Origin of the sequence: Aequorivita sinensis (genome assembly GCF_006346335.1) — a bacterium.
Taxonomy (GTDB): domain Bacteria; phylum Bacteroidota; class Bacteroidia; order Flavobacteriales; family Flavobacteriaceae; genus Aequorivita; species Aequorivita sinensis.
This window is the reverse complement of sequence record NZ_VDMC01000002.1, coordinates 294034-305842: the sequence shown is the minus strand read 5'-3', so window position 1 is coordinate 305842 and position 11809 is coordinate 294034. Positions and strand designations below refer to the sequence as shown.

The following is an 11809-nucleotide window of genomic DNA, read 5'->3' as shown; positions in this document are numbered from 1 at the left end:
ATGAAAACACTAATAGTTATTGATGTTCAAAATGATTTTATACCTGGAGGCTCATTGTCAGTTCCCGATGGAGATAAGATCGTTTCAATTATCAACGGCATACAGGATAAATTTGATTTAGTAGTCGCATCACAAGATTGGCATCCACAGAATCATATTAGTTTTGCTTCAAATCACAAAGGTAAAAAGACTTTCGAAGAGATTGAAGTTTTTGGTAAAAAGCAAACCTTATGGCCAGACCACTGTGTTCAAGGCGCCGTAGGTGCAGAGTTTCATCCAGATCTTAGAACTGATAGTTGGGAAACCATTTTTAGAAAAGGTACCGACCCGAATATCGATAGTTACAGTGCATTCTACGATAATGGTCATTTAAAATCAACTGGACTCACAGGGTATTTAAAAGAAAAAGGAGCTACCCAATTGTTTTTCTGCGGCTTAGCTGCCGATATTTGTGTGTATTATTCTGTGAAAGATGCTATGGAAGAAGGGTTTGAGTGCTTTTTTATTGAAGACGCATCACAACCATTAGATGCCGCTACTTTTAAATTTCAAAAGAAAGAATTAGTGAAATTAGGAGTAAAAATGATTAGCGCTAAAGAAACTTAAATAAAAAATTAAACTTAAACTTAAAAGATTGATTAATTAAAATTATTGAAAATGTCAGAACAATTTGAAATGGTGCCAGGAAACTCACTTATTACGAAAACTCCAGAAGAGGGGAGACAACTTGCAGTAAAAATGGCAAGATTGGTAATTAAAGCCACCCAACCTGATTCAGCAATTCGAGAAAAATTACGTCCAATCTATTCTGAAGATGCGGCTATGTTAATTTCTGTAGGGCAAGTTGTCGCTACTGAATTTGCTACAATCGCCGCAGCGAATAATTACTGGAGGTGATACTTAGAATTGGATAAAAACAAAATAATTTCACTTCACTAAAGCAAAAAACACGAAATCACGGATATTAATATTTAAATATCCGTGATTTCGTGATTAAATCTTATTCTAAAAAGAAAGTTATTCTACTTCCTTAACCTCTGCTCCAGGAGCATTTTTTCGAACAGATTCTATTCCGTTTTTTGCACCACTTTCAGAGGAATACATTTGGCTAGAGCCTATAATCTGACCGTTAGTCGCTTTAATATTCCAGTGGATTTTTCCGTTTTTAGCCGTCTTCATTTCAAAACTGTCTTCGTTTTGACAATTTTTTTGAATAGACTCAATTCCATTCATAGCAGATGCTTTAGAAGCATACATTTGGCTTGAAAGTATAACTTGTCCGTTACCAGCTTTTAAAACAAAGTGATATTTATCACCGCTTTTTTTAAGTTCAAACATAATTAGGTGTTTAAGGTTTAAAGTTTAAGCTTTCAATATCGGGAAAATTGGAATATTTTAAAAGTTACATTCTATTTTATAAAAAGTTTAGCAAATTATTTATTTAAACATATCCATTCCAGGAATATTTGGCATTCCATCCTTAGCAACTGCAGCAATTTCTGATTCGTGAACGTTTGTTGCTTTTTCAATCGCCTTATTAAGCGTTAGTATTAGATAGTCTTCTAATTGCTCTTTGTCTTCTAACAAACTGTCATCTACTTCAATAGATTTTATTTTTCTATTAGCCGTAAGCGTGATTTTTAAAAGTCCGTCGTTACTTTTTTCATCAATTAGTACTGTGTCCAATCTTTTTTTAGTTTCTTCAACTTTAGCCTGGGTTTCTTTTAATTTACCCATCATTCCCATTAAATCTCCAAACATAATTAGTGTATTTTAGTTTCCCGCAAATTTACTACATTGTAAGTTTATTCAACAACCTTCAATTATGAAAAATTCTATTATTGTTTCATTCGCTTGTCTTACTTTTGCTGTTGCTTGTAAAAACCAAGAAACTTCAGAGAAAAATATGAAAATCACTGCCCCGAAAGCCGAAAAAGTAGTCAAGGAATTAACAGCTCACGGCGATACTCGCATAGATAACTACTATTGGTTAAACAATCCAGAAGACGAAAAAGTTATTGACTATCTTAATAAAGAAAACGAGTATTACGATGCAATGACGGCACATACCAAAAAGTTCAAAGAAGATCTTTTTGAAGAAATGAAAGCGCGTATTAAGGAAGACGACGAGTCTGTTCCATATAAATTGAATGGATATTACTATATAACCAGATACGAAACAGGTAAGGATTATCCAATTTACACCCGTAAAAAAGGTTCGTTGGATGCCGAGGAAGAAATTCTTTTTGATGTAAATGAAATGGCAAAGGGCTATTCTTATTACAACCTTTCAGGAATAAATGTTTCAGAAGACAATAAACTTGTGTCTTTTGGAGTGGATACCTTAAGTAGAAGAAAATACGACATCTTTATAAAAAACCTTGAAACTGGTGAAATTCTTACCGAGCGTATTCCTCTTACAACTGGAGGTGCTACTTGGGGAAGTGATAATAAAACACTTTTTTATACTAGAAAAGACGAAAACACACTTCGTGCCGATAGAATCTACCGCCATACTTTAGGTGATGACCCTATTAAAGATGAACTTGTTTACACCGAAGAAGATGAAACTTTTGGAACCTACGTGTATAAAACTAAATCTAGAAAGTACATTGTAATTGGTTCTTATAGCACATTAACTTCAGAGTACAGAATTTTAGAAGCAGATAAGCCTCTAGGAGAATTTAAAGTTTTTCAACCTAGAGAAAGAGGCTTAGAGTACAATATTTCCCATTATGGAAATAATTGGTATGTGCTTACAAATAAAGATAAAGCGCTTAACTTTAAATTGATGATGACTTCGGAAAACAAAACTACCAAAGAGAACTGGGTAGATATGATTTCCCATCGTGATGATGTGTTACTTGAGGATATCGATATTTTTAAAGATTTCTTGGTAATAAGTGAGCGTAGTGATGGATTGACAAAAATTAGAATTAAAAAATGGAAAGATGAAGTAGATTATTACCTTCCATTTAGCAGTGAAACTTACACTGCCTTTACGACTCAAAACCCCGAATTCGATACCAAGATTCTACGTTACGGATACAATTCTTTAAACACTCCAGCTTCCATAATAGATTTCAATATGGAAACTAAAGAAAAAACTGTTTTAAAAGAAACTGAAGTTTTAGGAGGGAAGTTTGATAAGGATAATTATCATACTGAACGACTATGGGCAACTGCTGCAGATGGAGCCAAAATACCGATGTCTGTTATTTACAGAAAAGGTATAAAAAAAGATGGTAAAAACCCATTGCTTATTTATGGCTATGGCTCTTATGGGGCAACCATAGACCCGTACTTTTCAACAGTGCGCTTAAGTCTTTTAGATAGAGGTTTTATATATGTAATCGCTCATGTTCGCGGTGGCGAATATATGGGAAGACAATGGTATGAAGATGGAAAGTTGCTAAAGAAGAAAAATACATTTACAGATTTTATTGATGCATCTAAGTATCTAATTGAAGAAGGATATACTTCAAAAGAACATTTATATGCTTCGGGAGGTTCTGCAGGAGGATTATTGATGGGAGCTATCGTTAATATGGCCCCAGATTTATACAATGGGGTTATAGCCTCGGTACCTTTTGTTGATGTTGTAACCACGATGCTAGACGACTCAATTCCACTGACGACAGGGGAGTATGATGAATGGGGGAATCCTAATATTGAGGAGTATTACAATTACATAAAAAGTTATTCTCCTTACGATAATGTTGAAGCTAAAAATTATCCAAATATGCTTGTTACAACTGGATTACACGATAGCCAAGTTCAGTATTACGAACCAGCAAAGTGGGTTGCTAAGCTTAGGGATATGAAAACAGACAACAATATCTTATTGATGCAAACTAATATGGATGCCGGTCATGGTGGGGCTTCGGGAAGGTTTGAAGCTTTAAAAGAAGTGGCTATGGACTATGCGTTTTTACTAGATTTAGAAGGAATTAAGGAGTAGTAAAATTATTTCCTTAACTTTGCAGAGTTTTTAAAACTTGGTTTTTTAGAGCTGAGTTGTTTTATAACGAACATCCTTTTTATGAAAGAAGAAATAAAAGCTTACGATAATGTGTTAGATTTAATAGGTAACACACCATTAATAAAGCTTAAAAAAATTACCCATAATATGAAGGGTAATTATTTCGCGAAAGTTGAAGCGTTCAATCCAGGACATTCTAGCAAAGATAGAATAGCACTACATATAATAGAGGAAGCAGAAAGGCAAGGAATACTTAAACCAGGTGACACTATTATTGAAACTACTAGTGGTAACACAGGGTTTAGCTTGGCAATGGTGAGCATCATTAAGGGATACAAGTGTATCTTGGCTGTTAGTTCAAAGTCATCTGCCGATAAAATTGATATGCTTAAAACAATGGGTGCCAAGGTTTATGTTTGCCCAGCAAATGTAAGTGCAGACGACCCGCGATCATATTACGAAGTTGCCAAAAGATTACATAACGAAACTGAAGGTTCTGTGTATATCAATCAATATTTTAATGAGTTAAATATTGAAGCACATTACAAAACTACTGGCCCAGAAATCTGGGAGCAGACTGCAGGAAAAATCACTCATTTGGTTGCTTGTAGTGGTACCGGTGGAACAATTTCGGGAACAGCAAAGTTTTTAAAAGAACAAAACCCAGAAATTAAAGTTATAGGTATTGATGCTTATGGCTCAGTGTTACAGAAATACCACGAAACTAGAGAATTTGATTCGAATGAAATTTATCCATATCGTATTGAGGGATTAGGTAAAAACTTAATTCCTACAGCTACAGATTTTGATAAAATTGATAAATTTGAAAAAGTAACCGATGAAAGCAGTGCACATACAGCACGTGAACTAGCTAAAACTGAAGGCCTATTTGTTGGATATACAAGTGGAGCAGCAATGCAAGGCTTAAAACAATTAGACGAAGAAGGTGAATTTAATGAGGATAGTAATATTGTAGTTATCTTCCCTGATCACGGTTCAAGATATATGAGTAAAATTTATAACGACGACTGGATGAATCAGCAAGGGTTCTTTGATACAGAGTCTGAGTTAATTGAACAAATAGAATACGTAAAATAATACGTGAAATTAAAATTAATCTCCCCTAATTTCTATAAATAAACCTTTAAATGTCCCAAATGCGATTCGTATTTGGGATTTTTTATATCCTTTATTCTCAATACTGAAAATCTCCGGTCCAAATCTTAGAATCTTATTATAATTTAATTAATTTTGTCCCGCATTTTAACAGAAATTTTGATGAGAGATCTATTCGATAAAATCTATAAAGATAAAGGTCCGTTGGGAAAATGGGCTGATCAAGCAGAAGGCTATTTCGTATTCCCAAAATTAGAAGGTCCAATCTCTAATAGAATGAAATTTAAAGGCAAAGATGTAATCACTTGGAGTATTAATGATTACTTAGGTCTTGCCAACCATCCAGAAGTGAGAAAAGTAGATGCTGAAGCAGCTGCTAAATGGGGTTCTGCATACCCAATGGGAGCAAGGATGATGAGTGGTCATACCGATCTTCACGAACAACTACAAAGAGAACTTGCTGAGTTTGTAAATAAAGAAGCTGCGTACTTATTAAACTTTGGTTACCAAGGTATGGTTTCTACCATTGACGCATTAGTGTCTAAGGACGACGTAATTGTTTACGACGTGGATGCTCACGCTTGTATTATTGACGGAGTTCGTCTTCATTTAGGACAGCGTTTTACTTACAAGCACAACGATATGGAAAGTATCGAAAAGAATTTACAACGTGCTACAAAGGTTGCTGAAAAAACTGGAGGAGGGATTCTTCTTATATCTGAAGGTGTATTCGGTATGCGTGGTGAGCAAGGTAAATTAAAAGAAATTATCGCGCTTAAAGAAAAATATAACTTCCGCTTTTTCGTAGACGATGCTCACGGTTTTGGAACTTTAGGTAAAACTGGAGCTGGAGCAGGTGAGGAGCAAGGAGTTCAGGATGGTATAGATGTTTACTTTGCAACTTTTGCAAAATCTATGGCTAGTACTGGTGCTTTTATTGCAGGTGATCAAGAAATAATCAATTACTTAAAATATAACCTTCGTTCGCAGATGTTTGCTAAATCATTGCAAATGGTTCTTGTAGAAGGAGCTTTAAAGCGTTTAGATATGCTACGTTCTATGCCGGAGCTAAAACAAAAGCTATGGGAGAATGTAAACGCATTACAAGGTGGTCTTCGTGAAAGAGGATTTGATCTTGGAACAACGCAAAGCTGTGTAACTCCAGTATATTTAAAAGGAAGTATTCCAGAAGCGATGGCTTTAGTAAAAGACTTACGCGAAAATTACGGAATTTTCTGTTCTATTGTTGTTTATCCTGTAATTCCAAAAGGATTAATTCTTTTAAGAATGATTCCTACGGCTTCACATACAATGGAAGATATTAATGAAACTTTAGAAGCTTTCTCTTCAATTCGCGAGCGTTTGGAGAATGGAACTTACAAAAGACTTTCTGCTGCTGTAGCTGAAGCTATGGGTGAGAAATAATAAGTGTTATTTTAGTTATATATTTATGAATAATCCACTCCTAGGGGTGGATTTTCTGTTTTACACCAGTACCTTTATCTTTTAAATATTTTTACTGATGAATCCAACTATCCCGAAATCTGCATTTGAGTTTCTTTTGAAGCTAAAAGGAAATAACAACCGCGAATGGATGCAGGAAAATAAAAAAGAATATTTAGCGAATGAAAAGCTATTAAAAGAATTTTATTCTGTAGTAGAGAATAACTTGAATGTAACCGACGAGATTGCAAGAGTAAAAGTGTTCAGAATAAATCGAGACGTTCGGTTTAGTAATAACAAAACCCCTTATAATGTTCATCGCAGTGTTAGCTTTAGTAGAGCAGGAGCTCATAGAAGAGGTGGCTACTATTTAAGGCTAGAACCAGGTAATAGTTATATGGCTGGAGGATTCTTTTCTCCAGAAAAAGAAGATTTATTTAGAATTAGAAAAGAATTTGAATTAGATTCTCAGGAAATTCGTGAAATACTAACCAGAAAAGAATTTAAAAAGGCATTTGGTGGTTTCAATCAAGAAAATGCAGTTAAAACAGCTCCAAAAGGTTTTAATAAAGATGATGAAAATATAGATTTAATCAGGCTTAAAAGCTTTTTCGTTACACATAAATTTACTGATGAAGAAGTTTTTGCTAAGGACTTTAAAGATAAACTCCTTAACCACTATTTACTACTTCGTCCATTCTTTGATTATATGAGTGATGTTTTAACCACAGATTTAAATGGTGAATCAATAATATAGTTAGCAGCATTTTGTTGATAACATAACTTCTTATTTCTCAGTTTTTTTTATCCTACCACCTTCCCTTTTTACTGATTTAATTACTTTTTGTAAGTACCTGAATGCTATAATCTTCAATTGTAACATATTTATTGAAGTGAACTTTGAAAATCTCCTACGTGTTACTACGTATTTTCTACTTGTAGGATTCCATTTTTCATAATATTGGTCGTTATTGTTAATGATTTACTTTATTTTTATAGGAATATCCCTTCAGATTTATAAAATATTCAAAAAAATAACATTTATTTAGTCGCTTTCTTCATCGATTGATTAGATAACCCAAAAGTCAAATTATTATGAGTGTAACATTTAGAATTTCTGTATTAGCATTTATTATTATGACTTTTACATGTTGTAAACAAGAACAAAAAACAAATCAACCAGTTGCTCATTTAGAAGCTGAAGAACCTTCAGTAGAGTTGGTAGGTGATGTAATGAGTAAAGCAAAACAAGATATCTTAACACCAGATGTAATAATAAATTCTCTTATGGATGGTAATGAAAGGTTTGTGAACAATGAACTTACCGCTAGAGACTACTCTAAACAAGTTAAAAACAGTGCCGGAGGTCAGTATCCAGAAGCTGTGATTCTATCGTGTTTGGATAGTAGAATTCCAGTAGAAGAAATATTTGATAGAGGTATAGGCGATCTTTTTGTGGCTCGTGTAGCTGGGAATTTTGTTAATGAAGATATGTTGGGTAGTTTGGAGTTTGCGTGTAAAGTATCAGGTTCAAAATTAATTGTTGTGTTAGGTCATAATCATTGTGGTGCTATTCGAGCGGCTGTAGATAATGTAAAACTTGGAAACATAACATCTATGTTAGAGAAAATTCAACCAGCTGTAGATAATGTGGATTACGATGGTGATAAGACCTCTGCTAATGCCGAGTATGTTGCTAAAGTCTGCGAAAGTAATATCAATAATACTATCGATAACATTAAAAAAAACAGCTCAATTCTAAAAGAAATGGAAGACGCTGGCGAAATTAAAATTATTGGCGCTATTTATAACATTGAAAATGGGAAAGTAGATTGGTTAGATTAGTTCTTATATTTACTGCCCTTACTGTCATCCTTGGTTACATTATTAACACCACCTTAACCCAAAATTCAAGTTTCTGTAGGTACTTTTACACTTGTTACGGCTAACTATCTGTTGGCGTATTATTCTACATTTAAAATCTAAATATATAATGACATTAGCAACAAAAGCTTTCGGTGTAAAGGAAGAAAATAAACCATTAGAACCTCTTGAAATACAGCGTAGGCCAGTAGGTGATAGCGATGTTAAGATAGATATTACTTACTGTGGGGTTTGCCATAGTGATATACATACGGCTAGAAATGAATGGGGTGGATCAAAATATCCAGTAGTTCCAGGTCACGAAATAATAGGTCGCGTTTCTGCTGTAGGGAAAAACGTAAAGAAATTTAAAGTTGGAGATTTGGTAGGTGTTGGATGTATGGTAGATTCTTGCCAAGAATGCAATCAATGTAAAAATGATTTAGAACAATTCTGCGAAAAGGGGGCTACATATACATACAATAGTGAGGATAAACATATTCAAGGTCAAAGAACTTTTGGAGGTTATTCTAATGAGATAGTTGTGGACAAGGAATTTGTTTTAAATATTCCTGAAAATATAGATCCTGCTGCTGCTGCACCACTTTTATGTGCTGGAATCACTACATGGTCGCCTTTAAAGCACTGGAATGTTAAAAAAGGGGATAAGGTAGGAGTAATTGGTTTGGGTGGCTTAGGTCACATGGGTGTTAAGTTTGCTAATGCATTAGGTGCTCATGTGGTGATGATAACTACTTCGCCATCTAAAATTGAAGACGCAAAGAAACTTGGTGCTCACGAGGTGCTAATTAGTAAAGATGCTGAAGCAATGAAAGCGCAAAAACAATCATTTGACTTTATTCTTAACACTATTCCTGTTGGACATAAAATGGATCCGTATATTTCCTTGTTAAAGAATGACGCTACAATGGTTTTGGTTGGTGCAATTGAGCCCTTAGAACCTTTCCATGGAGGAGCGCTTATTAGAGGAAGAAAACGAATTTCAGGATCATTGATTGGTGGAATTAAAGAAACCCAAGAAATGCTCGATTTTTGTGGAGAGCATAATATTGTTTCAGATATTGAAATGATTGATATAAAAGATATAAATGATGCTTATGATCGTGTTGTTAAGGCAGATGTAAAATATCGTTTTGTAATCGATATGGCTTCATTAAAAGCATAAACTTTACATTGAAGTATTGCTTTAAGTAAAAAACCCTAACTTATTAAAGTTAGGGTTTTTATAAATTTAAAACTTAGTTGTATTATTCTTTAAAATTTATCATCCAACTAATTCCATATTTATCTGTACATCTTCCATAGTGAGCGCCCCAAGAGGTTTCTTGGAACGAAGTATGTACTCTTCCTCCTTTAGATAATTGATCGAATGCCGATTCTGCCGATTCTGCTGAATCCATATCAACTCCAAGATGTATATTAGTACCATCGGTGAGTGGAGTGTCTGGAGCTGCATCGTATCCTAGAATCGTAAAATTTTTCCCACGAAGTTCTGCGTGTTGCCACTTAGAACGATAATTTCCTGGAATGTCGATTTCTTTATCTTCATAGGTTTCAGTATTCTTAATTTCGCCACCAAAAATATCTTTATAGAAATTAAATGCTTCTTGGCAACTGCCTCTAAAGGCTAAGTAGGCTTCAATTCTCATAGCTTTATTTTTTTAAATTATTAGTAAAAACTTTTTTCCTGAATTATTTTTTAAATAACCTGGATAATAGCGATAATACTAATAGCACTAGAAAAATATAGAAAATGATTTGAGCAATATCAGTTGCTCCTTCAGCAATTCCACCGAATCCAAAGATCGCAGCTATAATTGCAATAACTAGAAAAATAATAATCCATCGTAACATAAGTTGTAGTTTTTGAGTTAGTATTGCTCTAATTTATAATAGATTATCAATTATTAAAACTTTTTAATTGTAGTTTAACAAGAAATGTTAATGGTAGTTTGACAATTTATCAAAATAACAGCTAATATATTTTTAGCTTAAAACATTCAACCATGTTAATACTGAACTGTCCTGAATAATAATTTTCGGAAAATTCTTTCTTCATTTTTAATTTGGATTAGTATTTATTCTTAAATGATTTTTTAACATTTAAAGATGAAATCGATTTCTTTAAATTCTACTTTTTAAAAATCATATCTTTGGATATTTCACAATAATAAATTGGCATGAAAATTCTCCACACTTCCGATTGGCATATCGGAAAACAACTACTTAAATTTGATTTAACTGCAGATTTAGACCTGTTTTTTGAATGGTTAATAAATTATATAAAATCTGAAGATATAGATGTGCTGTTGGTTTCAGGTGATGTTTTCGACCAAGCTAATCCTTCACAAGCAGCATTTAAACAGTATTATGATTTACTAAAGAAGTTAATCAACCTAGATTGTAAAATAATTATTACAGGAGGTAATCACGATTCCTCAGCAGTTTTAAACGCTCCAGCCGAATTACTAAAGGCATTCGATATTACAGTTGTTGGCGGTGCTACAGAAAGAGTAGAGGACATGTTTGTAACCGTAGAAAAGAACAACGAAAAAGTTGTAGTAGCTGCCATACCGTTTTTAAAAGATAGAGATATTCGAAAGTCGGCTGCAGGGGAAAGCTATGCCACTAAAATCGAACAGATAAAATCTGGACTAAGAGTTTATTTTTCCAACGTCAATTATTTTTACCAACAAAACTATTCTGATGAATTGTTTATTGTAATGGGCCATTTATATGTACAAGGAAGTGAACTTTCGGAAAGTGAACGCGATATTCAAATAGGGAATCAAGCAGGTGTAGAGGCAAATATGTTTGGAGAAATACCCGATTATGTCGCATTAGGACATATTCATAAGTCGCAGGTAATTTCTCGCGAACAAAACATTTATTATTGTGGTTCTCCCGTACCGCTAAGTTTTTCTGAAAAGGAAGATCGCAAGCAGATTAACGTGATTACTGTAGTCAATAATGAGATAGAAAACGTTGAAATTGTTCCTATTCCGAAACACAGAAACCTTGTAACTTTTGAAGGTAGTTTGCAGGAGGTGGAAGAAAAACTAAAATCATACTCTGAAGAAACCACCTTAACTTCATTAGCCGAAATTATCGTAAACGAAGAGGTTGAAAGTTTAGAAAGGCGTCAAGCTTTTGAGGCACTTATCAATTCTCAGTTTAATTCGAATATAGAAGTTGTAAAATCCCGTTTAAATTTCAGAAACAAAATTAGAGGTGCTAGTGATGCCTTTGAGGTAGGAACAGACGTGGCCGATGTAACGCCAATGCAGATGTTTGAAAAGAAACTTGAATTACAAAGTGGTTTGGAAAACACGGAAGAATTAAGGAATGCTTTCCGTGAAATTTTAGAAGAATTGGATCTATAGG

General features: G+C 33.9%; 13 protein-coding genes. 9 read left to right on the top strand and 4 right to left on the bottom strand.

Annotated features, from left to right (window positions below):
* On the top strand, positions 1 to 606 hold the full coding sequence (gene pncA / locus FHP04_RS04355; RefSeq protein ID WP_139854762.1) for a bifunctional nicotinamidase/pyrazinamidase: 606 nt from the start codon (positions 1 to 3) through the stop codon (positions 604 to 606).
* Positions 607 to 657: 51 nt separating this feature from the next.
* Positions 658 to 897, top strand: a complete 240-nt coding sequence (locus tag FHP04_RS04350) for a hexameric tyrosine-coordinated heme protein (RefSeq protein ID WP_139854761.1) — start codon at positions 658 to 660, stop codon at positions 895 to 897.
* A gap of 120 nt (positions 898 to 1017) precedes the next feature.
* Here FHP04_RS04350 and FHP04_RS04345 read toward each other — a convergent pair whose 3' ends face one another.
* Both FHP04_RS04345 and FHP04_RS04340 read right to left on the bottom strand, forming a co-directional pair.
* Positions 1018 to 1338, bottom strand: a complete 321-nt coding sequence (locus FHP04_RS04345; RefSeq protein WP_139854760.1) for a YegP family protein — start codon at positions 1336 to 1338, stop codon at positions 1018 to 1020.
* Positions 1339 to 1437: 99 nt separating this feature from the next.
* Positions 1438 to 1761 (bottom strand): YbaB/EbfC family nucleoid-associated protein, encoded by a 324-nt coding sequence (locus FHP04_RS04340; RefSeq protein ID WP_139854759.1) that lies wholly within the window; start codon positions 1759 to 1761, stop codon positions 1438 to 1440.
* Positions 1762 to 1825: 64 nt separating this feature from the next.
* Between FHP04_RS04340 and FHP04_RS04335 the strand changes: the two genes are divergently transcribed.
* From FHP04_RS04335 to FHP04_RS04310, 6 genes are all read left to right on the top strand, one after another.
* Positions 1826 to 3961, top strand: coding sequence for a S9 family peptidase (locus FHP04_RS04335; RefSeq protein WP_139854758.1), 2136 nt, complete (start codon positions 1826 to 1828; stop codon positions 3959 to 3961).
* A gap of 81 nt (positions 3962 to 4042) precedes the next feature.
* A complete protein-coding gene (locus tag FHP04_RS04330) occupies positions 4043 to 5080 on the top strand; it encodes a PLP-dependent cysteine synthase family protein (protein ID WP_139854757.1) in 1038 nt (345 codons plus the stop codon).
* Between the two features lie 180 nt (positions 5081 to 5260).
* Complete coding sequence (locus FHP04_RS04325; protein ID WP_139854756.1) at positions 5261 to 6523, top strand: aminotransferase class I/II-fold pyridoxal phosphate-dependent enzyme; 1263 nt, start codon at positions 5261 to 5263, stop codon at positions 6521 to 6523.
* Between the two features lie 97 nt (positions 6524 to 6620).
* The gene (locus FHP04_RS04320; RefSeq protein ID WP_139854755.1) at positions 6621 to 7298 is read left to right on the top strand and encodes a DUF2461 domain-containing protein; all 678 of its coding nucleotides are present in this window, start codon (positions 6621 to 6623) and stop codon (positions 7296 to 7298) included.
* Positions 7299 to 7636: 338 nt separating this feature from the next.
* Entirely contained in the window at positions 7637 to 8386 is a 750-nt protein-coding gene (locus tag FHP04_RS04315; protein WP_139854754.1) for a carbonic anhydrase family protein, read from the top strand.
* Positions 8387 to 8534: 148 nt separating this feature from the next.
* On the top strand, positions 8535 to 9590 hold the full coding sequence (locus tag FHP04_RS04310; RefSeq protein ID WP_139854753.1) for an NAD(P)-dependent alcohol dehydrogenase: 1056 nt from the start codon (positions 8535 to 8537) through the stop codon (positions 9588 to 9590).
* 82 nt (positions 9591 to 9672) lie between these two features.
* On the opposite strand, the gene FHP04_RS04305 is transcribed toward FHP04_RS04310, so the two are convergent.
* Positions 9673 to 10074: a VOC family protein gene (locus FHP04_RS04305; RefSeq protein WP_139854752.1), complete on the bottom strand. Its 402-nt coding sequence runs from the start codon at positions 10072 to 10074 to the stop codon at positions 9673 to 9675.
* 43 nt (positions 10075 to 10117) lie between these two features.
* A complete protein-coding gene (locus FHP04_RS04300; protein ID WP_139854751.1) occupies positions 10118 to 10279 on the bottom strand; it encodes a DUF1328 family protein in 162 nt (53 codons plus the stop codon).
* A 326-nt stretch (positions 10280 to 10605) separates the two neighbouring features.
* On the opposite strand from FHP04_RS04300, the gene FHP04_RS04295 reads away from it, so the two are divergent.
* Complete coding sequence (locus FHP04_RS04295) at positions 10606 to 11808, top strand: exonuclease SbcCD subunit D (protein WP_139854750.1); 1203 nt, start codon at positions 10606 to 10608, stop codon at positions 11806 to 11808.
* The last annotated feature ends 1 nt before the right edge of the window (position 11809 follow it).